The sequence below is a fragment of the Kosakonia sp. H7A genome (assembly GCF_003028445.1).
GTDB lineage: Bacteria > Pseudomonadota > Gammaproteobacteria > Enterobacterales > Enterobacteriaceae > Kosakonia > Kosakonia radicincitans.
Map to the genome: position 1 here is coordinate 458149 of NZ_PYTZ01000003.1, position 20444 is coordinate 478592.

At 55.5% G+C, this 20444-nt stretch carries 24 protein-coding genes; 21 read left to right on the forward strand and 3 right to left on the reverse strand.

From position 1 onward, the window contains the following. Positions 1–27 precede the first annotated feature (27 nt). From mdcA to mdcH, 8 genes are all read left to right on the forward strand, one after another. Positions 28–1683, forward strand: coding sequence for a malonate decarboxylase subunit alpha (gene mdcA / locus CWM66_RS15005; protein ID WP_043956313.1), 1656 nt, complete (start codon positions 28–30; stop codon positions 1681–1683). Further along, positions 1683–2540: a triphosphoribosyl-dephospho-CoA synthase gene (locus tag CWM66_RS15010; RefSeq protein ID WP_107146845.1), complete on the forward strand. Its 858-nt coding sequence runs from the start codon at positions 1683–1685 to the stop codon at positions 2538–2540. The genes mdcA and CWM66_RS15010 overlap by 1 nt, the downstream gene beginning before the upstream one ends. 9 nt (positions 2541–2549) lie before the next feature. Beyond that, entirely contained in the window at positions 2550–2849 is a 300-nt protein-coding gene (gene mdcC, locus CWM66_RS15015; protein WP_035888973.1) for a malonate decarboxylase acyl carrier protein, read from the forward strand. Beyond that, positions 2842–3678 (forward strand): biotin-independent malonate decarboxylase subunit beta, encoded by an 837-nt coding sequence (locus CWM66_RS15020; protein WP_035888974.1) that lies wholly within the window; start codon positions 2842–2844, stop codon positions 3676–3678. The genes mdcC and CWM66_RS15020 overlap by 8 nt, the downstream gene beginning before the upstream one ends. Further along, positions 3675–4475 carry a biotin-independent malonate decarboxylase subunit gamma gene (mdcE, locus tag CWM66_RS15025; protein WP_007369785.1) on the forward strand — a complete coding sequence of 267 codons (801 nt, stop codon included), beginning with the start codon at positions 3675–3677 and terminating at the stop codon, positions 4473–4475. Before CWM66_RS15020 ends, mdcE begins: the two co-directional genes overlap by 4 nt. 128 nt (positions 4476–4603) lie before the next feature. Next, positions 4604–5563: an AEC family transporter gene (locus CWM66_RS15030; RefSeq protein ID WP_035888975.1), complete on the forward strand. Its 960-nt coding sequence runs from the start codon at positions 4604–4606 to the stop codon at positions 5561–5563. A gap of 2 nt (positions 5564–5565) precedes the next feature. Next, positions 5566–6183 (forward strand): malonate decarboxylase holo-ACP synthase, encoded by a 618-nt coding sequence (locus tag CWM66_RS15035; protein WP_007369787.1) that lies wholly within the window; start codon positions 5566–5568, stop codon positions 6181–6183. After that, positions 6183–7079, forward strand: coding sequence for a malonate decarboxylase subunit epsilon (gene mdcH, locus CWM66_RS15040; RefSeq protein ID WP_007369788.1), 897 nt, complete (start codon positions 6183–6185; stop codon positions 7077–7079). The genes CWM66_RS15035 and mdcH overlap by 1 nt, the downstream gene beginning before the upstream one ends. 112 nt (positions 7080–7191) lie before the next feature. On the opposite strand, the gene CWM66_RS15045 is transcribed toward mdcH, so the two are convergent. Continuing rightward, positions 7192–8124 (reverse strand): LysR family transcriptional regulator, encoded by a 933-nt coding sequence (locus tag CWM66_RS15045; protein WP_007369790.1) that lies wholly within the window; start codon positions 8122–8124, stop codon positions 7192–7194. Positions 8125–8151: 27 nt separating this feature from the next. Further along, on the reverse strand, positions 8152–10056 hold the full coding sequence (locus CWM66_RS15050; RefSeq protein ID WP_107146846.1) for an ABC transporter ATP-binding protein: 1905 nt from the start codon (positions 10054–10056) through the stop codon (positions 8152–8154). Positions 10057–10231: 175 nt separating this feature from the next. Between CWM66_RS15050 and kefG the strand changes: the two genes are divergently transcribed. From kefG to slyD, 4 genes are all read left to right on the forward strand, one after another. After that, positions 10232–10786 carry a glutathione-regulated potassium-efflux system ancillary protein KefG gene (kefG, locus tag CWM66_RS15055; RefSeq protein WP_090125584.1) on the forward strand — a complete coding sequence of 185 codons (555 nt, stop codon included), beginning with the start codon at positions 10232–10234 and terminating at the stop codon, positions 10784–10786. Next, positions 10786–12591, forward strand: a complete 1806-nt coding sequence (gene kefB / locus CWM66_RS15060; protein WP_035888979.1) for a glutathione-regulated potassium-efflux system protein KefB — start codon at positions 10786–10788, stop codon at positions 12589–12591. Before kefG ends, kefB begins: the two co-directional genes overlap by 1 nt. 10 nt (positions 12592–12601) lie before the next feature. Continuing rightward, positions 12602–12802, forward strand: coding sequence for a YheV family putative zinc ribbon protein (locus CWM66_RS15065; protein ID WP_007369794.1), 201 nt, complete (start codon positions 12602–12604; stop codon positions 12800–12802). A gap of 94 nt (positions 12803–12896) precedes the next feature. Beyond that, entirely contained in the window at positions 12897–13484 is a 588-nt protein-coding gene (gene slyD, locus CWM66_RS15070) for a peptidylprolyl isomerase (RefSeq protein WP_007369795.1), read from the forward strand. Positions 13485–13647: 163 nt separating this feature from the next. Here the strand turns inward: slyD and CWM66_RS15080 are convergent, their stop codons facing one another. Then, entirely contained in the window at positions 13648–13866 is a 219-nt protein-coding gene (locus tag CWM66_RS15080; protein WP_007369796.1) for a protein SlyX, read from the reverse strand. Between the two features lie 237 nt (positions 13867–14103). Here CWM66_RS15080 and fkpA point away from each other — a divergent pair, with 237 nt between their 5' ends. From fkpA to CWM66_RS15125, 9 genes are all read left to right on the forward strand, one after another. Then, complete coding sequence (fkpA, locus tag CWM66_RS15085) at positions 14104–14973, forward strand: FKBP-type peptidyl-prolyl cis-trans isomerase (protein WP_007369797.1); 870 nt, start codon at positions 14104–14106, stop codon at positions 14971–14973. A 151-nt stretch (positions 14974–15124) separates the two neighbouring features. Continuing rightward, positions 15125–15847: a transcriptional regulator gene (locus tag CWM66_RS15090; RefSeq protein WP_007369798.1), complete on the forward strand. Its 723-nt coding sequence runs from the start codon at positions 15125–15127 to the stop codon at positions 15845–15847. Further along, positions 15847–16233 (forward strand): sulfurtransferase complex subunit TusD, encoded by a 387-nt coding sequence (gene tusD / locus CWM66_RS15095; RefSeq protein ID WP_072439624.1) that lies wholly within the window; start codon positions 15847–15849, stop codon positions 16231–16233. The genes CWM66_RS15090 and tusD overlap by 1 nt, the downstream gene beginning before the upstream one ends. Next, a complete protein-coding gene (gene tusC, locus CWM66_RS15100) occupies positions 16233–16592 on the forward strand; it encodes a sulfurtransferase complex subunit TusC (RefSeq protein WP_007369800.1) in 360 nt (119 codons plus the stop codon). The genes tusD and tusC overlap by 1 nt, the downstream gene beginning before the upstream one ends. A 7-nt stretch (positions 16593–16599) precedes the next feature. Further along, on the forward strand, positions 16600–16887 hold the full coding sequence (tusB, locus tag CWM66_RS15105; protein WP_071921608.1) for a sulfurtransferase complex subunit TusB: 288 nt from the start codon (positions 16600–16602) through the stop codon (positions 16885–16887). A 124-nt stretch (positions 16888–17011) separates the two neighbouring features. Further along, the gene (gene rpsL / locus CWM66_RS15110; protein ID WP_000246815.1) at positions 17012–17386 is read left to right on the forward strand and encodes a 30S ribosomal protein S12; all 375 of its coding nucleotides are present in this window, start codon (positions 17012–17014) and stop codon (positions 17384–17386) included. 97 nt (positions 17387–17483) lie between these two features. Further along, a complete protein-coding gene (rpsG, locus tag CWM66_RS15115; protein WP_007369802.1) occupies positions 17484–17954 on the forward strand; it encodes a 30S ribosomal protein S7 in 471 nt (156 codons plus the stop codon). Positions 17955–18052: 98 nt separating this feature from the next. Beyond that, entirely contained in the window at positions 18053–20167 is a 2115-nt protein-coding gene (gene fusA, locus CWM66_RS15120; protein WP_007369803.1) for an elongation factor G, read from the forward strand. A gap of 69 nt (positions 20168–20236) precedes the next feature. Then, the coding region (locus CWM66_RS15125; RefSeq protein WP_021242225.1) for a GTP-binding protein at positions 20237–20444 on the forward strand (208 nt) is incomplete at its 3' end.

Sequence of the window (20444 nt, forward strand, 5' to 3'; positions counted from 1 at the left end):
ATGATGAGCTGAATCAGGAGGTTAACAATGTTATCTGGGCAAACGCCAGCACAGGTATGGAACACGCGGCGCAGCGAGAAACAGCGTCGCCTGGCGTCCATTCCCGTGCAGGGCAAGGTACTGCCGACCGGCGACCTTGTCGCCATGCTGGAAAAACTGATCGCCCCCGGCGACCGTGTCGTTCTCGAAGGGAACAACCAAAAGCAGGCGGATTTTCTCTCCCGCTCGCTGGCTGAAGTCAATCCGCAGAAAGTGCATGATCTGCATATGATTATGCCGAGCGTCGGCCGTAGCGAACATCTTGATATCTTCGAAAAAGGCATCGCGCGCAAACTCGATTTCTCTTTCTCCGGTACGCAGAGTCTGCGCATTTCGCAGCTGCTGGAAGATGGTCTGCTGGAAATCGGCGCCATCCACACTTACATCGAACTTTACTCCCGCCTGTATGTTGACCTGTGCCCGAATGTGGCACTGATTGCCGGTTACAAAGCCGACCGTAAAGGTAACCTCTACACCGGCCCCAGCACCGAAGATACGCCGGCGCTGGTGGAAGCCGCTGCGTTCCGCGACGGTATTGTCATTGCGCAGGTTAACGAACTGGTGGATGACGAATGCGATCTGCCGCGTGTCGATATTCCTGGCTCGTGGATCGACTACGTAGTGGTAGCGGACAAACCGTTCTTTATCGAACCGTTGTTTACCCGCGATCCGCGTTTGATCAAACAAGAACACATCCTGATGGCGATGATGGCGATTAAAGGCATCTACGCAGAGCATCAGGTGCAGTCGCTGAACCACGGTATCGGTTTCAATACGGCGGCGATTGAACTCCTGCTGCCGACTTACGGCGAACAGCTCGGCCTGAAAGGCAAAATCTGTAAACACTGGACGCTGAACCCGCATCCGACGCTGATCCCGGCGATTGAGAGCGGCTGGGTGGAAAGCGTGCACTGCTTCGGCGGCGAGCTGGGGATGGAAGAGTATATCCGCGCGCGTCCGGACGTGTTCTTCACCGGTTCTGATGGTTCAATGCGTTCCAACCGTGCGTTCTGCCAGTTAGCAGGTCAGTACGCGGTGGATATGTTTATCGGCTCCACGCTGCAGGTTGATGGCCTGGCGAACTCCTCCACGGTTACTCGTGGTCGTCTCTCTGGCTTCGGCGGCGCGCCAAACATGGGGCATGACCCGCACGGTCGTCGCCATGCAACACCTGCCTGGCTGAATATGATCACCGAACCGGATCCGATGCAACGCGGTAAAAAACTGGTCGTGCAGATGGTTGAAACCTTCCAGGCCGGGGCGAAACCGACCTTTGTGGAAAAACTTGACGCTGTTGAAGTGGCGAAAACCTCCGGCATGCCGCTGGCACCCGTCATGATCTATGGCGATGACGTGACTCACGTGCTCACCGAAGAGGGGATTGCTTACCTCTATCGTGCGGAAAGCATCGAAGAGCGCCGCGCGATGGTGGCGGCGGTGGCCGGTATCACCGATATCGGTCTGGGTGTTGACGCCAAACGCGTGGCGCAACTTCGTCAGAGCGGCAAAGTGGTTTACCCGGAAGATATGGGCATTCGTCGTACTGACGCCACCCGTTCGTTGCTGGCAGCCAGCAGCGTGGCGGACCTGGTGGAATGGTCCGGCGGCCTTTACAACCCACCTGCGAAATTCCGGAGCTGGTAATGAAACTTCTGCCACGGATTGAAGCTGAAGGCGGTGCCGATTGGCTGGCGCGAGCCGCCACGCAGAGTCTGATTGACGAAGCACGATTAAGCCCCAAGCCAGGTCTGGTGGACAGTCGGGGGAACGGCGCGCACCACGATTTAACGCTTGAACTGATGGAGCGTTCCGCGCACAGCCTGACCCCCACGTTTCAGGCGCTGGCGCAACAGAGCTGGTTACGGCCGGTAGATGTGGCGCTCAGACAAACCATCGGGCGATTGGGCCGCGAAGGCGAGCAGCAGATGATGGCGGCAACTGGCGGTGTGAATACGCATCGTGGCGCGATTTGGGCGCTGGGGTTGCTGGTCAGCGCTGTGGCGATGCTCGGCGGCAGCGGCCCGGCTGAGGCGATTACCGCCACCGCCGCAAAGCTGGCGCAACTGCCGGACGAGGCCGCGCCGAAAGTGTTCAGTAAAGGGCTGCGTGCTACCCATCGTTACCGGGTGCCCGGCGCGCGCGAAGAAGCGCAGCAGGCGTTTCCACACATCATGAAGCTGGCACTGCCGCAGTTGCAGCAAAGCCGCCAGCGTGGCGGCAGCGAAACTGCCGCACGGCTGGATGCGTTGATGGCGATCATGACCTCGCTCAGCGACACCTGTGTTTTATCACGCGCCGGTCTGGAAGGGCTGGAGACGATGCGCACAGGCGCACGGAATGTGTTGCAGGCAGGCGGTGTTGCCCATCCGCACGGCTGGCAAGCGCTGGCTGACCTCGACAGGCAAATGCTGGCGCTGAACGCTTCGCCCGGCGGCGCGGCGGATTTACTGGCCGCCACACTGTTTCTCGATCGCCTGACCACGCCTTATTTAGCGAATTAAGAGGAAGTTATGGAACATATCACGATCACTGTGCCTGCCGGCCGCGTATTGCGCGGTAAAGCACTGGCAGGCGTTGTGGGCTCCGGGGATATGGAGGTGTTATTCACCGCCGACCAGGGGCAGACACTGACAATCGATATCACCACCTCCGTGGATAACAGCCGTGGACGTTGGGAAGCGCTGTTCACCCGTCTGGGGCTGGTCAGCACGTTACCTGCCGGCCAGCTTGTGATCCACGATTTCGGCGCGACGCCCGGTGTGGCGCGCATCCGTATCGAACAGGTATTCGAAGAGGTGAGCTATGCGTGACGATCGCAGTTTTATCGAACTCAAAGCGCGTCAGCGCGCACAGGCGCTGCTGGATGAAGGCAGCTACCGCGAATTGTTGGATCCGTTCGAGGGCATTATCTCCCCGTGGTTAGGGCCGCAGGGTATTGTTCCGCAGGCGGATGACGGCATGGTTGTCGCCAAAGGTACCATCAATGGTCAACCGGCTGTCGTCGTGGCAATTGAAGGCGCGTTCCAGGGCGGCAGCATGGGCGAAGTCTCCGGCGCGAAAATGGCGGCGGCGCTGGAACTGGCGGCAGAAGATAACCGCAAAGGGATCCCGACGCAGGCTGTTCTGTGTCTTGAAACCGGCGGCGTGCGCTTGCAGGAAGCCAACCTCGGCCTGGCGGCGATTGCCGATATTCATGCGGCGATCGTTGACCTGCGTCGTTATACCCCGGTTGTCGGTATTGTTGCCGGCACGGTGGGCTGCTTTGGCGGGATGTCTATCGCCGCCGCGCTGTGCAGCTATCTGATTGTGACCCGCGAAGCGCGTCTCGGTCTGAACGGCCCGCAGGTGATTGAGCAGGAAGCGGGGATTGAAGAGTACGACTCCCGCGACCGTCCGTTTATCTGGAGCATGACCGGCGGTGAAGTGCGTTATCGCAGCGGGCTGGTGGATGCGCTGGTCGGCGACGGCGTGAACGCGGTGAAAAACGCGATGAATGACGCCATTGCCAAAGGCGTTCCGGCGAAACACCGCACCGATAACTACGACGATTATCTGCAACGTCTGACCCGGTTCGACACCCGTAAACAAGCGGATGCTGAACAGATCAACGCGTTATTTGCCGGGGAGGGTAAAGCATGAGTACGACAGTCAGCCGTGGTGCCTTATGGCTGGAAAAACTGGCACCGAATGCGCAACGTCTGAGCGGGCTTTGCCCGTCCGTACAGGCCGCTGATGGTCAGGTGAACGGTGAAGCGGTGCGTTTTATCGCTGTGGTACCGGACGCCAACAACCACTATCCGCGCGCCGCGAAAGGCGAAGTCGGTTTGCTGGAAGGCTGGACGCTGGCGAAAGTGGTCAGCGAAACGGTCGCTGCCGATGCGAACAGCAGCGTGAAACGCCCGATCATTGCGGTGATTGACGTGCCAAGCCAGGCTTACGGCCGTCGTGAAGAGGCATTTGGTATTCACCAGGCGCTGGCTGGCGCGGCTGCGGCGTATGCCAATGCGCGCCTGGCGGGCCACCCGGTGATTGGTCTGATCGTCGGTAAAGCGATGTCCGGGGCATTTCTGGCCCACGGCTACCAGGCCAACCGCCTGATCGCCTTTAACGATTCCGGTGTGTTGATCCACGCGATGGGTAAAGACTCGGCGGCGCGTATTACGCTGCGTACCGTGGAAGCGCTGGAAAAACTGGCGGCGACCATTCCGCCGATGGCCTACGACATTAGCAACTATGCCACGCTGGGGCTGCTGTCGGATCTGCTGAACATCAGCAATCCGGATGCGCCTTCAGAAAGCGATCTGACGCAGGTGAAGAACACTCTGCAACAGGCAATCAAAGACGCTCGTCAGGACACCACGTTGAAAAACCGTCTGGGTGCTGACAACCGCCGCAGCTCCGCTCTTGTGCGCGAACGCATGAAAGCAAGCTGGTAAGTAAAAAAAAGAAACCTGCCAGATAGCAAACCCGTGGGCGCGTACGCCGCGCCCACGCGGCATTCTGCATCTGAAAATAATAACCATCGCGCTATTTCTCTTTTTTCTTAAAGGCTTATAGGTGATCTATGACTTATGTAATTGTTCATGCCCTCGCACCCATTTTTGTCATCATGCTGTTGGGTTTCTGGGCAGGGAAGGCCAAAATGGTCGACAACAAGAACGTTTCCCTGCTGAATATCTTCGTAATGGACTTTGCCCTGCCCGCCGCGCTGTTTAGCGCGACCGTACAAACGCCGTGGGCCGGTATCATCGCCCAGTCGCCGCTGATTGTGGTGCTGGTTCTCGCTATGTGGATCACCTACGCGGCTATCTACTTCCTGGCGGTCTCTGTCTTCAAAAAATCGCCGCAGGATGCTGCAGTATTAACCCTGACAGTGGCGCTGCCGAACTACGCGGCGCTGGGTCTGCCGATCCTCGGTAGCGTTCTGGGCGAAGGGTCTGCAACGTCTCTTTCCGTCGCGGTTTCTATTGCCTGTGGTTCGGTACTGATGACGCCGTTCTGCCTGCTGATCCTCGAACGTGAAAAAGCGCGTGCAGAAGGCGGCAACACAGGTTCTACGCTGGCAATGCTGCCGGTGCTGATGTGGCGTTCGGTGAAAAAACCGATTGTCTGGGGCCCGCTGCTGGGGGTTGTGCTTTCAGCGTTTGGCCTCAAAATGCCGGAATTGCTGCTGGCTTCTATCAAACCGCTTGGCCTGGCTGCGACCGCTGCGGCGCTGTTCCTGACCGGTGTGATCCTCTCAGCGCGTAAACTCGCCATCAACACTATGGTTATTTCTGCCACGATCACCAAGCTGCTGATCCAGCCTGCTATTGCCTGGGGGATTGTGCTGGTGCTGGGCCTGCATGGCTCTGTCGCTATCACCGCGATCCTGATGATTGCGCTGGCGGCTGGTTTCTTCGGCGTGGTATTTGGTAACCGCTTTGGCGTGCAGTCGCCGGATGCGGAAGCGGTACTGCTGTTAAGTTCCGTACTGTGTATCCTGTCGCTGCCGCTGTTTATCTCGCTGACTTCAGGAATGTAATCATGACCACAACATTACGCCCGCACGATCTTCTCTGGCCTGGCGCACGCGATGCGCTGGAAGGGGTAACTGAACCCTGGGTCGATGAAGTGTGGCACGCCGGTTTACCGGTAGTGGTGCGGCGTGATGTTGTTCAGGGCGATCGAATCCCCGTTGGCGTGCGCGGTTTACGACGCGATCAGCGCGCTGCGGGGTGGGTGAGATCAGAGCGCATTACCCGCATTGTCTCACCAGAGCAGCTTGTCGCACCGCTGGCGCTGCTTCGTTCCCCCTTTATTTCTCAGCCGCCGGTGCAACTGGCTTTGCAACTGGCGCAGCAGAACTGGCCGTGGATATGGGGCGTGACCGGCAGCACCGGCTACGCGCTGGCGACAGGCATTCCGGTTATCCATGCGACCAGCGATCTTGACCTGCTGATCCGCGCTCCGCAGCCGCTTTCTCCCGATGATCTTTTACGCTGGCAACAGCAACTGAGCGGTGGATTGTGCCGGGCGGATACCCAGATTGAGACGCCGAATGGCGGTTTTGCGCTGGCGGAGTGGCTACGCGATGGGCGGGCAATGCTGAAAACCAATCATGGGCCGCGGCTGGTCAGCGATCCGTGGTACAGGGAGGCGTAATGAAAATTCTGTTTACCTTTCCGGGGCAGGGGACGCAGCGTCCCGGCATGTTACAGGGGCTGCCCGGCACAGAACTGGCGCAAGCGCGTGAAATATTAGGCGCGGAAGTGGATGCGCTTGATACGCCGCAGGCATTAGAACATACGCGTGCCGTACAACTGGCACTGCTGATTTCCGGTGTTGCCTGGGCGCGGGAATTACAGCGCCGGGGCATGATAGTGGATATCACCTGTGGATTATCGATTGGCGCATTTCCTGCCGCTGTGGTGGCTGGAGCGCTGGATTTCCACGATGCCTTGCAGCTTGTCGCGTTGCGCGGCGACTTAATGGAACAGGCCTGGCCGCACGGGTACGGTCTGACGGCGATTATGGGGCTGACGCTGCCTGTCGTGGAAACGCTGCTCGAAGGGAGCGGGGCGTATATTGCCAACCTGAACGCGGAAACGCAGATTGTTATCGCCGGTAGTGATGACGCGATGGCGCTGGTCGCGCAGCGTGCGCTGGCCAAAGGCGCGAACAAAGCGCAGCGTCTGGCGGTCAGCGTGCCTTCGCATTGTGAACTGCTGGCTGCGCCCGCGGAAAAACTGGCGCAGGCCTTTACTCACATCGCGCTGAACCGGCCGCAATGCGCTTATTTAAGCGGCAGTACTGGCCGTGTGCTGTGGCAGCCGGAAAAAATTGCTGACGATTTGGCGCGTAATATGGCGCGCACCGTGCGCTGGCAGGAGGCGATGGTTGCCGCGAATGAACGTGACGCAAGGCTGGCGATTGAGATGCCGCCGGGCGGCATTCTGACCTGTCTGACGCGCCAGGCGGCATGGAACGGTGAATGCATTTCGCTGGAAAGAAGTGGTGCGGATGTTGCGCTGCATCTGGCTAAGCGGCTTCGGGGGTAAGTTTGCGCTCCGCTTGTCAGGCCTGCAGGCTAGCGAACGATTTGCAGGGAAGATTGATTGCCTGATAGCGCCGATCTTTGCCGGATAAGGTGCAGCCGCTATCCGGCAAAGATCAGGCGCTATCTCCCAGACTGCGGGCGTACATTCGCCCTTCGGCGGCCAGCGCCAGTAAATTGGGATCGTGCTCGCGGTTGCGGGCGAAGACAATAGCGATCAACTGCTGCATCTGATACGGCTCGGCGAGACGCAGTAACTGCAAGGAGCTTTCGTATACTTTTTTCATTCTTCCCGGCATCAGGGAAAAACCCACGCCCGCCTGCACCAGGCTGAGCATGGAAAAGATGTCGTTAACACGGGTGACGATTTCCGGCTCGAACCCGGCAATATGAAACGCTTCCTGAAACCCGGCGTAAGTGGCGAACCCTTCGGCCAGCGAGACAAATTTTTGCGTACGATAATCGCGCAGATCGGCAAAGTCGTCGCTCTTCAGCGTGGCGCTGGCTGGCGCAGCAAGAAAGATATCGTCATGAAACAGCGGCAGCATTTCGAAATTATTGTGGTCGAGTTCGCTGCCGGAGATTGAGATGAGGATGGCATCGAGCGTCCCCTCTTCCAGCATATGCAGCAGCGCCTCGTTTGACCCCATGGTCAGATCCATTTCCAGGTCCGGACGGCGCAACTTCATGCCCATAATAAGCCTCGGCACGGTTTCCAGCGTCAGCGAGTAAAGCGTACCGACACGTAAACGACCCTGACCGACGCCCGCCGTTTTCCGCGCTTCATCCAGCCCGCGCTCCATCAACTGCATGACTTCCTGGCAATACTCCATAAGCGTCCAGGCGGCAGGAAGGGGGATCAGATTGCGCCCTTTATGCACGAATAGCGGGCAACGCACATTTTCTTCCAGCGTGTGCAGCGCGCGATGCACACTGACGCCGCTCAGGTTAAGGGTTTCCGCCGCGCGGGCGATATTTCCCTTTTCCATAAACGCCATGAAAATGCCCAGCTTGCGAAACGTAATGTCGTTGGTGATATCCAGATTCATAACTCTCTCGCCCGCTGTTATCGCCAGTTATTCCCCTTGCAGCATCGCTTCCAGCTGCTCGTGCGCTTCAAGCCATGCCATTTCACACTCTTCCAGACCGGCTTTCGCCGTCGCCTGTTGTTGCAGGCAGGTGGTCAGTTCGGCTTTACGGCTTTGATCGTACAACCCGCTATCGCCGAGCTTCTCTTCGGCTTGCGCCAACTGTGCATTCAGATTTTCCATCTCTTTTTCCAGCCGGGCGATCTCTTTACGCAGCGGCTGGGTTTGTGTGCGCAGTTCCGCTTCGCGGCGTTTTTGATCTTTACGTGCCTGAGCGCTGTTGCCGTTATCTTTTGCACCTTCCGCGGGCTGACTTTCCTGCTTCTGCACGTCGCTCAGCCATTGCTGGTAATCTTCCAGATCGCCTTCAAACGGCTCCACTTTGCCGTCGTGTACCAGGTAGAGATCGTCAGTGGTGGAGCGTAACAGGTGACGATCGTGCGAGACGACGACCAGCGCGCCTTCGAACTCGATCAACGCTTCGGTCAGCGCCTGGCGCATATCAAGATCCAGGTGGTTGGTCGGTTCATCGAGCAGTAGCAGGTTCGGGCGCTGCCAGACGATCAGCGCCAGCACCAGCCGTGCTTTTTCGCCGCCGGAGAAACGTTCCGTCACTTCGGTAACCTTGTCGCCCTGAAAGCCGAAACCGCCGAGATAATCGCGCAGCTTCTGTTCCAGCTCCTGCGGTGCCAGGCGCGCCAGGTGTTGCAGCGGCGACTCATCCGCGCGTAAAAATTCCAGTTGATGCTGGGCGAAATAACCCAGTTTGATGCCTTTCGCCAGGCCGATTTCACCGCTTTGCGGCGCCAGTTCACCGGCTAACATTTTGATCAGCGTCGATTTACCTGCTCCGTTGCGCCCCAGAAGGCCAATACGCGAACCGGGTACCAGGTTCAGTTTGATGGCATTCAGAATGGTGCGATCGCCATAACCTGCGCTCACTTTTTCCATTTTCAATAACGGGTTCGGCAGGCTTTCCGGCGCGCGGAAGCTGAAATGGAACGGATTATCGACGTGCGCTGGCGCAATCAGCTCCATGCGTTCAAGCATTTTGATACGGCTCTGCGCCTGTTTGGCTTTGCTGGCTTTCGCTTTGAAGCGATCAATAAAGCTTTGCAGGTGCGCCACGCGTAGCTGCTGGCTTTCGTAAGTGGCCTGCTGCTGGGCGAGACGCGTTGCACGCTGGCGCTCGAACGAACTGTAGTTGCCGGTATATTCGAACAGGCTTTGCTGTTCAATATGCAGAATTTTGTCGACCACCGGATCGAGGAAATCGCGGTCGTGGGAGATCAGGATCAGCGTGCCCTGATAGCTCTTCAACCACTTCTCCAGCCAGATCACCGCGTCCAGATCCAGGTGGTTCGTCGGTTCATCGAGCAGCAGTAAATCTGAACGGCAAATCAGCGCCTGCGCGAGGTTCAGACGCATGCGCCAACCGCCGGAGAAGTCGCTTACCGGGCGATCGAGTTGCTCGTTGGTAAAGCCCAGCCCGTGCAACAGGCTGGAAGCGCGGGAACGAATAGTCCAGGCGTCAATGGCATCGAGTTTGCCGTGTACCGTGGCGATGGCATGGCCGTCGTTGCGCTCGTTGGCACTGTTCAGCTCGGCTTCCAGTTTGCGATATTCACGATCGCCGTCTATCACATAGTCTATCGCCGCCTCGTTCAGGGCCGGGGTTTCCTGATTCACCCACGCCAGTTGCCAGGTGCCGGGAAACGTGACGCTGCCGCCATCGGCGCTCATCTCGTTTTTCAGCAGCGACAGCAGCGTTGATTTGCCGCAGCCGTTTTTACCCACCAGACCGACTTTCTGGCCCGGGTTAATGGTGGCCGTGGCGTTATCCAGCAGGACACGCACACCGCGACGAATTTGTAACGAGGAGAAAACAATCATAAGGCGCCGTATGTTCAGACTATGTTAATTTGTCATTATGATAATGTAAGGTTACGGCCTAATGCCGTACCGGGGCCGCAATGGTAGCCCAAAATGAAGGCGATAGACAAAATCATTCTGGGCGGGCAAAAGCGGCCGCGCCGGAAGAATAACAGGTACGACACCCGGGAGGGGAATGATGTCGCAGACAGCCAAAGTGTTGCTGCTGTATGCCCATCCGGAATCTCAGGACTCGGTGGCTAATCGGGTTTTGCTTAAACCGGCAATGCAGCTCCAAAACGTCACGGTGCACGATCTCTACGCGCGCTATCCTGATTTCTTTATCGATATTCCTCGTGAACAGGCGTTGTTGCGCGAGCATGACGTGATCGTCTTCCAGCACCCGCTGTATACCTACAGCTGCCCGGCATTACTCAAAGAGTGGTTGGATCGCGTGTTAAGCCGCGGTTTTGCCAGCGGTATTGGTGGGAATCAACTGGCGGGAAAGTACTGGCGTAGCGTGGTCACCACCGGTGAGCCGGAGGCGGCTTATCGTCATGATGGCCTGAATCGCTACTCAATGAATGACATTCTGCGCCCGTTTGAGCTGACCGCCGCCATGTGCCGTATGCACTGGCTTAGCCCGATCATTGTTTATTGGGCGCGCAGGCAGCCGCCGCAGGAACTGGCAAATCATGCCAAAGCTTACGGCGACTGGCTGGCGTCGCCCCTGCCGCCAGGAGGCCGCTGATGGAAGGTTCCACGCTGTTACTGGCTGGTGTGCTGTTTCTCTTCGCTGCCGTCGTCGCCGTACCGCTGGCCGCCCGGCTTGGTATTGGGGCTGTGCTTGGTTATTTGTTGGCGGGGATAGCCATTGGCCCGTGGGGGTTGGGGTTTATCAGCGACGTTGACGAAATCCTTCATTTCTCCGAGCTGGGCGTGGTGTTCCTGATGTTTATCATCGGGCTGGAGCTGAATCCGGCCAAGCTCTGGGAATTGCGGCGCTCGATTTTCGGCGTCGGTGCCGCGCAGGTGCTGCTGAGCGCGGCGATTCTGGCCGGATTGCTGATGTTGACGCAATTCGCCTGGCAGGCCGCTGTGATTGGCGGTATTGGTCTTGCGATGTCATCGACGGCGATGGCGCTGCAGCTGATGCGCGATAAAGGCATGAATCGCAGCGAATCCGGGCAACTGGGTTTTTCTGTGTTGCTGTTTCAGGATCTGGCGGTGATCCCGGCGCTGGCGCTGGTGCCGCTGCTGGCAGGAAATGGCGACGATCACCTTGACTGGATGAAGGTCGGAATAAAGGTGCTGGCCTTTGCGGGTATGTTGATTGGCGGGCGTTACCTGCTGCGCCCGGTATTTCGCTTTATCGCCGGTTCAGGTGTACGCGAGGTTTTTACTGCAGCAACGCTGTTGCTGGTGCTCGGTTCGGCGCTGTTTATGGATGCACTGGGGCTGTCGATGGCGCTAGGCACCTTTATTGCCGGAGTGCTGCTGGCGGAGAGTGAATATCGCCACGAACTGGAAATCGCTATTGAGCCGTTTAAAGGTTTACTGCTCGGTCTGTTCTTTATTTCTGTCGGTATGGCCCTGAATCTGGGTGTGCTTTACACCCACTTGCTATGGGTGGTGATGAGCGTCGCAGTGCTGGTGGCGATCAAAACGCTGGTGCTGTACGTGCTGGCGCGTGTGTATGGGCTGCGCAGCTCGGAGCGGATGCAGTTTGCTGGCGTGCTTAGCCAGGGGGGAGAGTTTGCGTTTGTGCTCTTCTCTTCGGCATCGTCCCAGCGCTTGTTTCAGCACGATCAGATGGCGCTGTTGTTGGTGACCGTCACCCTGTCGATGATGACCACGCCGTTGCTGATGCGCGGCATCGATAAGCTGCTCTCATGGCGCTTTAACACGCCGGAAGATGAAGACGAAGCGCCGTGGGTGGAAGATGACAAACCGCAGGTGATTGTCGTCGGGTTTGGTCGCTTTGGTCAGGTGATTGGCCGCCTGCTGATGGCGAACAAGATGCGTATTACCGTGCTGGAACGGGATATCAGCGCCGTTAACCTGATGCGTAAGTACGGTTATAAAGTTTATTACGGCGATGCGACGCAGGTGGAGCTGTTGCGCTCGGCGGGCGCGGAATCAGCGCAATCCATCGTCATTACCTGCAACGATCCGCTGGATACGATGAAACTGGTGGAAATCTGTCAGCAACATTTCCCGCATCTGGCTATTTTGGCGCGGGCGCGTGGACGCGTGGAAGCACACGAGCTGTTGCAGGCCGGTGTGACGCAGTTTTCCCGCGAAACCTTCTCCAGCGCGCTTGAACTGGGGCGTAAGGCACTTATTTCGCTGGGGATGCACCCTCACCAGGCGCAGCGCGCGCAACTGCATTTTAAACGGCTGGATATGCGTATGCTGCGCGAACTGATGCCGGTGCATACCGATACGCTACAAATTTCCCGCGTACGCGAAGCGCGGCGCGAGCTGGAGGAGATTTTCCAGCGTGAAATGCAACAAGAGCGTCGCCAGCTGGATGGCTGGGACGAGTTTGAATAAGGGGATTCGAATGGCTGTACGTAAACGTTTTATTGCCGGGGCGGTTTGTCCGTCATGCCAGGCGAAGGATTCGCTGGCGATGTGGCGTGAAAATAATGTCGATATAGTTGAGTGTGTTAAGTGCGGACACCAGATGCGTGAAGCCGATAAAGAGGCCCGCGATCATGTTCGCAAAGATGAGCAAGTTATTGGGATTTTTCATCCGGACTAGCCATATCGGGCAGCTTTTTTTAAGCTAAAGGGTACACGGGTGCAGAATTCCGCTACAATCTGCGCCAGTAATTTTCCCACGCTCAGGAGATATCATGAAAGTAGCAAAAGACCTGGTGGTCAGCCTGGCTTACCAGGTACGTACAGAAGACGGTGTGTTGGTTGATGAGTCTCCGGTGAGTGCGCCGCTGGACTACCTGCACGGTCACGGTTCCCTGATCTCTGGTCTGGAAAACGCGCTGGATGGTCACGAAGTCGGCGATAAATTCGATGTGGCGGTTGGCGCGAACGACGCTTACGGTCAGTACGATGAAAACCTGGTGCAGCGCGTACCGAAAGACGTCTTTATGGGCGTTGATGAATTGCAGGTTGGCATGCGCTTCCTGGCGGAAACCGACCAGGGTCCGGTACCAGTAGAAATTACCGAAGTCGAAGACGACCACGTTGTGGTTGATGGCAACCACATGCTGGCTGGTCAGAACCTGAAATTCAACGTTGAAGTTGTCGCGATCCGCGAAGCGACTGAAGAAGAACTGGCTCATGGCCACGTTCACGGTGCGCATGGCCACGATCATGACCACGACCACGATCACGACGGTTGCTGCGGTGGTCACGGCCACGATCATGGTCACGACCATGGTAAAGGCGGTTGCGGTGGTAACGGCGGCTGCGGTTGCCACTAATAAAATCCCGTCGTCTTTCGCACTGCAGGTGCGTTGGCTTCACTTTCAAACCCCGGTCACATAGTTTTCTATGCTCCCGGGGATTTTCAAGTTTGCCGCCTGCCTGCAACACGAAATATTAGGGATTTATGCACTGAGCGGGGAAACCCGCTTTTTTTACGCCCTAATAATGGGGCGGCGGTGTTTCTTCTGATGGCGACGCCATATGGGAAGGCTGGCTGGCCTTGAGTTTTTCTGCCATCAGTCGCAGATGCTCGCGCAGCTTTGCCATCTCCAGTTCGTGGGCAATAACCGTCTGGTTTAGCTCTTCGATTGTCATCTCCTGAAAAGCCAGTCTGCTCTCCAGTTCAGCCAGTCGCGCTTCTGTTGTTAGCTCTTGCATTCTTCACCTCGGGTCTGCTTCCGGCTCAAATTTCATAAACCGGGCGAATTTTACTGAAGTTTGTCATGCGGTACAGCATTACGTCAGAAAATCAGAAACTAATTTAAACAAAAATAGTCAGAAAACAGGTGAATTCGGGTAGTGTCCTTATGTTGATTTCTACCGCAACGCTTTATAGTACGCTTCTTACTTAATGTTTAACCCTGGGGCGAGATGCCCCGACCCCTGGAGAAATGGATGAAATCACTGTTTAAAGTCACGCTGCTGGCGACCACAATGGCCGTTGCCCTTCATGCGCCGATCTCTTTCGCTGCGGAGACGGCGAAGAAAGAGACTGCCACTGCAGCTGACAGCAAAGCGGCATTTAAAAATGACGACCAGAAATCTGCTTATGCGCTGGGCGCATCTCTGGGCCGCTACATGGAAAACTCCCTGAAAGAGCAGGAAAAACTGGGCATCAAACTGGACAAAGCCCAGTTGATCGCTGGCGTTCAGGACGCGTTTGCTGATAAGAGCAAACTGAGCGACCAGGAAATTGAACAAACGCTGCAAGCGTTCGAAACGCGTGTGAAAACTGCCGCGCAAGAACGTATGGAGAAAGACGCTGCTGACAACGAAGCGAAAGGTAAAACCTTCCGTGACACCTTCGCCAAAGAGAAAGGTGTGAAAACGTCTGATACCGGCCTGCTGTACAAAGTCGAAAAAGAAGGGACTGGTGATGCGCCGAAAGACAGCGACACTGTCGTTGTAAACTACAAAGGTACGCTGATTGACGGTAAAGAGTTCGATAACTCCTATACCCGTGGCGAACCGCTCTCCTTCCGCCTCGACGGCGTGATCCCGGGCTGGACTGAAGGTCTGAAAAACATCAAGAAAGGCGGCAAAATCAAGCTGGTGATCCCACCGGCTCTGGCTTACGGTAAAACTGGCGTTCCGGGCATTCCGGCTAACTCCACGCTGGTGTTTGACGTAGAGCTGCTGGATATCAAACCGGCTCCGAAAGCTGATGCCGCAGCGCCGAAAGCGGATGCTGGCGCATCAGATGCGGCTCCGGCCGCTGCAGATCAGCCTGCTGATGCGAAGGCTGCCGATACTGGCACGAAGTAACAGTATGAAAAAACGCCGCCTCCGGGCGGCGTTTTTTTTTGTAGTAAGGATATAATCTTAACGTACGATGTATTAATTTATATCCCCATATAAATAATGAGCCTGCCCTGAAAAGTTAACGACAGGCTCCTGAAAAGGAGTGTTTTTTTTCATGTCCAGGTCGCTATTAACCAACGAAACCAGTGAACTTGATTTACTGGATCAACGTCCTTTCGATCAGACCGACTTCGATATCCTTAAATCCTACGAGGCGGTGGTGGACGGGTTAGCGATGCTCATTGGCTCACACTGCGAAATCGTTCTGCACTCCCTGCAAGACCTGAAATGTTCCGCTATCCGCATTGCGAACGGCGAACACACAGGACGTAAAATTGGCTCGCCGATTACCGACCTTGCCCTGCGCATGCTGCACGATATGACCGGTGCCGACAGTAGCGTCTCCAAATGCTACTTCACGCGCGCGAAAAGCGGCGTGCTGATGAAGTCAGTGACTATCGCTATCCGTAACCGCGATCATCGGGTGATTGGCCTGCTGTGCATCAACATGAACCTTGATGTGCCGTTCTCGCAAATCATGAACACCTTTATTCCGCCGGAAACTCCGGATGTTGGCTCGGCCGTTAACTTTGCATCCTCGGTAGAGGATCTGGTGATGCAGACGCTGGAGTTCACCATCGAAGAGGTTAATGCCGATCGCAACGTTTCCAATAATGCCAAGAATCGCCAGATTGTGCTGAACCTTTATGAGAAGGGCATCTTCGACATTAAAGACGCGATTAACCAGGTTGCCGATCGCCTGAATATCTCGAAACATACTGTTTACCTTTACATCCGCCAGTTCAAAAGCGGTGATTTTTCCGGACAGGATCGTTAATGCGTTTTGCCCTGATGGTCACCGGCCCGGCGTACGGCACTCAGCAAGCCAGTAGCGCTTATCAATTTGCGCTGGCGTTGCTGGAAGCCGGACATACGCTGAGCAGCGTTTTCTTCTATCGTGAAGGGGTGAATAACGCGAATGCGCTTACGGCACCTGCCAGCGATGAGTTTGACCTTGTGCGCGCCTGGCAGCGCTTGCATGATGAACAGCAGGTTGAACTGCATATCTGTGTCGCTGCCGCACTGCGCCGTGGTGTGGTTGATGATAATGAAGCTGAGCGATTAGCGCTGCCTGCCGCGAATTTACAGGCAGGTTTTTCACTTACCGGGTTGGGCGCGCTGGCCGAAGCCGCGATCTCCTGTGATCGGGTGGTGCAGTTTTGATGAAGCGCATCGCATTTGTCTTTACTTCCGCGCCGCACGGTTCATCCTCCGGGCGCGAAGGGTTGGATGCCTTACTCGCTACCTCAGCATTCACTGACGAGATTGGCGTATTTTTTATCGGCGATGGCGTGTTTCAGCTATTAGCCGGGCAGCAGCCGGATGCGATTCTGGCGCGCGATTACATCGCCACCTTTAAAGTCCTTCCTTTGTACGACATCGAACAGTGTTGGCTGTGTGCGGCCTCGCTACGCGAACGCGGTCTCGGCGAGGAGACGGCTTTCGTCTTGCCTGCGCAACAGCTGGAGCCGGAAGCGCTGCGTGAACAGCTTGATGAGTACACTGTCGTACTGACGTTTTGAGGCGCCTATGCTGCATACTCTGTCCCACTCTCCCTGGCAATGCGATATGACGGCGCTGTTGCGCATGTTGCGCTCTGGCGATGATGTACTGCTGTTATCGGATGGCGTCACGGCGGCGCTGGAAGGCAGTCGTTATATTGCTTTATTGCTAAATGCCCCCATAACCATTCATGCGTTAAATGATGATGTGCAAGCACGTGGATTAAGCGGTCAAATTTCGAGCAGTGTTGTCAGGGTTGGCTATACTGATTTCGTTAGCCTGACGGTAAAACACGCCGTTCAGATGCATTGGTAATGTGGGATCGCTGTATATTTCTTGACACCTTTTAAGCACAGCCATAAAATTCTGCGTCCTCATATTATATGAGGTCGTTTTATTACGTGTTTACGAAGCAAAAGCTAAAACCAGGAGCTATTTAATGGCAACAGTTAACCAGCTGGTACGCAAACCACGCGCTCGCAAAGTTGCAAAAAGCAACGTGCCTGCGCTGGAAGCATGCCCGCAAAAACGTGGTGTATGTACTCGCGTATATACTACCACCCCGAAAAAACCGAACTCCGCACTGCGTAAAGTATGCCGTGTTCGTTTAACTAACGGTTTCGAAGTGACTTCCTACATCGGTGGTGAAGGTCACAACCTGCAGGAGCACTCCGTGATCCTGATCCGTGGCGGTCGTGTTAAAGACCTCCCGGGTGTTCGTTACCACACTGTTCGTGGCGCGCTCGACTGCTCTGGTGTTAAAGACCGTAAGCAGGCTCGCTCCAAGTACGGCGTGAAGCGTCCTAAGGCTTAATGGTTCTCCGTTAAGTAAGGCCAAACTGTTTTAACTTTAATGTCAAACTAAACTCTTAGAGTTTTGGACAATCCTGAATTAACAACGGAGTATTTCCATGCCACGTCGTCGTGTTATTGGTCAGCGTAAAATTCTGCCGGATCCGAAGTTCGGATCAGAACTGCTGGCTAAATTTGTAAATATCCTGATGGTAGACGGTAAAAAATCTACTGCAGAAGCAATCGTATACAGCGCGCTGGAGACCCTGGCTCAGCGTTCTGGTAAAAATGAACTGGAAGCTTTCGAAGTAGCCCTCGAAAACGTGCGCCCGACTGTCGAAGTTAAGTCTCGCCGCGTTGGTGGTTCTACTTATCAGGTTCCGGTTGAAGTTCGTCCGGTTCGTCGTAATGCCCTGGCAATGCGTTGGATCGTTGAAGCTGCTCGTAAACGCGGTGATAAATCCATGGCTCTGCGCCTGGCGAACGAACTTTCTGATGCTGCGGACAACAAAGGTACCGCAGTTAAGAAACGTGAAGACGTTCACCGTATGGCCGAAGCCAACAAGGCGTTCGCACACTACCGTTGGTAATCCCTTCGGAGTTTTAGTCACCAGGCGGGCGTTTCCAGTAAGTCGCCCGCCGTTTGGCAACTTAAATCTGAGCGCCTAAGAGACAAACGAGGAATCAAATGGCTCGTACAACACCCATCGCACGTTACCGTAACATCGGTATCAGTGCGCACATCGACGCCGGTAAAACCACGACTACCGAACGTATTCTGTTCTACACCGGTGTAAACCACAAAATCGGTGAAGTTCATGACGGCGCCGCAACCATGGACTGGATGGAGCAGGAGCAGGAGCGTGGTATTACCATTACCTCCGCAGCAACTACTGCATTCTGGTCTGGTATGGCGAAGCAGTATGAACCGCATCGCGTAAACATCATCGACACCCCGGGGCACGTTGACTTCACTATCGAAGTAGAACGTTCCATGCGTGTTCTTGACGGTGCGGTAATGGTTTACTGCGCAGTTGGTGGTGTTCAGCCGCAGTCTGAAACCGTATGGCGTCAGGCTAACAAATATAAAGTTCCGCGCATCGCGTTCGTTAACAAAATGGACCGTATGGGCGCCAACTTCCTGAAAGTTGTTGGTCAGATCAAAACCCGTCTGGGCGCGAACCCGGTTCCGCTGCAGCTGGCAATTGGTGCTGAAGAAGGTTTCACCGGTGTTGTTGACCTGGTGAAAATGAAAGCCATCAACTGGAACGATGCAGACCAGGGCGTAACCTTCGAATACGAAGATATCCCGGCTGACATGCAGGATCTGGCTGACGAATGGCACCAGAACCTGATCGAATCCGCTGCTGAAGCTTCTGAAGAGCTGATGGAGAAATACCTGGGTGGTGAAGAACTGACTGAAGCGGAAATCAAATCTGCTCTGCGTCAACGCGTTCTGAACAACGAAATCATCCTGGTAACCTGTGGTTCTGCGTTCAAGAACAAAGGCGTTCAGGCGATGCTGGATGCGGTAGTTGACTACCTGCCGTCCCCGACTGACGTACCTGCGATCAACGGTATTCTGGATGACGGTAAAGATACTCCGGCTGAGCGTCACGCAAGCGACGAAGAGCCGTTCTCTGCTCTGGCGTTCAAAATTGCTACCGACCCGTTCGTTGGTAACCTGACCTTCTTCCGCGTGTACTCTGGTGTGGTTAACTCTGGTGATACCATCCTGAACTCCGTGAAATCTGCACGTGAGCGTTTCGGTCGTATCGTTCAGATGCACGCTAACAAGCGTGAAGAGATCAAAGAAGTTCGTGCAGGCGATATCGCTGCTGCTATCGGTCTGAAAGACGTGACCACTGGTGACACTCTGTGTGACCCGGATCACCCGATCATTCTGGAACGTATGGAATTCCCGGAACCGGTAATCTCCATCGCAGTAGAACCGAAAACCAAAGCTGACCAGGAAAAAATGGGTCTGGCTCTGGGCCGTCTGGCGAAAGAAGACCCGTCATTCCGCGTATGGACTGACGAAGAATCTAACCAGACCATCATCGCCGGTATGGGTGAGCTGCACCTCGACATCATCGTTGACCGTATGAAACGTGAATTCAACGTTGAAGCGAACGTCGGTAAACCTCAGGTTGCTTACCGTGAAGCGATTCGCGCGAAAGTTACCGATATCGAAGGTAAACACGCGAAACAGTCTGGTGGTCGCGGTCAGTACGGTCATGTTGTTATCGACATGTACCCGCTGGAGCCGGGCTCTAACCCGAAAGGTTACGAGTTCATCAACGACATCAAAGGTGGTGTAATTCCTGGCGAATACATCCCGGCCGTTGATAAAGGCATCCAGGAACAGCTGAAGTCTGGCCCGCTGGCTGGTTACCCGGTAGTAGATATGGGTGTTCGTCTGCACTTCGGTTCTTACCATGACGTTGACTCCTCTGAACTGGCGTTTAAACTGGCTGCGTCTATTGCCTTTAAAGAAGGCTTTAAGAAAGCAAAACCAGTTCTGCTTGAGCCGATCATGAAGGTTGAAGTAGAAACTCCGGAAGAGAACACCGGTGACGTTATCGGTGACTTGAGCCGTCGTCGCGGTATGCTGCGCGGTCAGGAATCTGAAGTCACTGGCGTTAAGATTCATGCTGAAGTGCCGCTGTCTGAAATGTTCGGATACGCAACCCAACTGCGTTCTCTGACCAAGGGTCGTGCATCATACACTATGGAATTCCTGAAGTATGATGATGCACCGAACAACGTTGCTCAGGCCGTAATCGAAGCCCGTGGTAAATAAGCCTCAGGGTTAAAACCAAAGTCCGTGCTCTCTCCAGAAGGGGAGAGCGCTATAGTAAGGAATAAAGCCGTGTCTAAAGAAAAATTTGAACGTACAAAACCGCACGTTAACGTCGGCACAATCGGCCACGTTGACCATGGTAAAACTACCCTGACTGCTGCAATCACTACCGTTCTGGCAAAAACCTACGGTGGTTCTGCCCGCGCATTCGATCAGATCGATAACGCGCCGGAAGAAAAAGCTCGTGGTATCACCATCAACACTTCTCACGTTGAAT

Bases quoted from the DNA above. Each gene is read 5' to 3' on its own strand.
- slyD (WP_007369795.1), top strand. From the start codon at position 12,897: ATGAAAGTAGCAAAAGACCTGGTGGTCAGCCTGGCTTACCAGGTACGT.
- CWM66_RS15080 (WP_007369796.1), bottom strand. From the start codon at position 13,866: ATGCAAGAGCTAACAACAGAAGCGCGACTGGCTGAACTGGAGAGCAGA.
- CWM66_RS15050 (WP_107146846.1), bottom strand. From the start codon at position 10,056: ATGATTGTTTTCTCCTCGTTACAAATTCGTCGCGGTGTGCGTGTCCTG.
- kefB (WP_035888979.1), top strand. From the start codon at position 10,786: ATGGAAGGTTCCACGCTGTTACTGGCTGGTGTGCTGTTTCTCTTCGCT.
- rpsG (WP_007369802.1), top strand. From the start codon at position 17,484: ATGCCACGTCGTCGTGTTATTGGTCAGCGTAAAATTCTGCCGGATCCG.
- CWM66_RS15030 (WP_035888975.1), top strand. From the start codon at position 4,604: ATGACTTATGTAATTGTTCATGCCCTCGCACCCATTTTTGTCATCATG.
- tusB (WP_071921608.1), top strand. From the start codon at position 16,600: ATGCTGCATACTCTGTCCCACTCTCCCTGGCAATGCGATATGACGGCG.
- tusC (WP_007369800.1), top strand. From the start codon at position 16,233: ATGAAGCGCATCGCATTTGTCTTTACTTCCGCGCCGCACGGTTCATCC.
- tusD (WP_072439624.1), top strand. From the start codon at position 15,847: ATGCGTTTTGCCCTGATGGTCACCGGCCCGGCGTACGGCACTCAGCAA.
- mdcA (WP_043956313.1), top strand. From the start codon at position 28: ATGTTATCTGGGCAAACGCCAGCACAGGTATGGAACACGCGGCGCAGC.
- CWM66_RS15065 (WP_007369794.1), top strand. From the start codon at position 12,602: ATGGCTGTACGTAAACGTTTTATTGCCGGGGCGGTTTGTCCGTCATGC.
- fkpA (WP_007369797.1), top strand. From the start codon at position 14,104: ATGAAATCACTGTTTAAAGTCACGCTGCTGGCGACCACAATGGCCGTT.
- rpsL (WP_000246815.1), top strand. From the start codon at position 17,012: ATGGCAACAGTTAACCAGCTGGTACGCAAACCACGCGCTCGCAAAGTT.
- mdcC (WP_035888973.1), top strand. From the start codon at position 2,550: ATGGAACATATCACGATCACTGTGCCTGCCGGCCGCGTATTGCGCGGT.
- mdcH (WP_007369788.1), top strand. From the start codon at position 6,183: ATGAAAATTCTGTTTACCTTTCCGGGGCAGGGGACGCAGCGTCCCGGC.
- mdcE (WP_007369785.1), top strand. From the start codon at position 3,675: ATGAGTACGACAGTCAGCCGTGGTGCCTTATGGCTGGAAAAACTGGCA.
- kefG (WP_090125584.1), top strand. From the start codon at position 10,232: ATGATGTCGCAGACAGCCAAAGTGTTGCTGCTGTATGCCCATCCGGAA.
- fusA (WP_007369803.1), top strand. From the start codon at position 18,053: ATGGCTCGTACAACACCCATCGCACGTTACCGTAACATCGGTATCAGT.
- CWM66_RS15020 (WP_035888974.1), top strand. From the start codon at position 2,842: ATGCGTGACGATCGCAGTTTTATCGAACTCAAAGCGCGTCAGCGCGCA.
- CWM66_RS15010 (WP_107146845.1), top strand. From the start codon at position 1,683: ATGAAACTTCTGCCACGGATTGAAGCTGAAGGCGGTGCCGATTGGCTG.
- CWM66_RS15090 (WP_007369798.1), top strand. From the start codon at position 15,125: ATGTCCAGGTCGCTATTAACCAACGAAACCAGTGAACTTGATTTACTG.
- CWM66_RS15035 (WP_007369787.1), top strand. From the start codon at position 5,566: ATGACCACAACATTACGCCCGCACGATCTTCTCTGGCCTGGCGCACGC.
- CWM66_RS15045 (WP_007369790.1), bottom strand. From the start codon at position 8,124: ATGAATCTGGATATCACCAACGACATTACGTTTCGCAAGCTGGGCATT.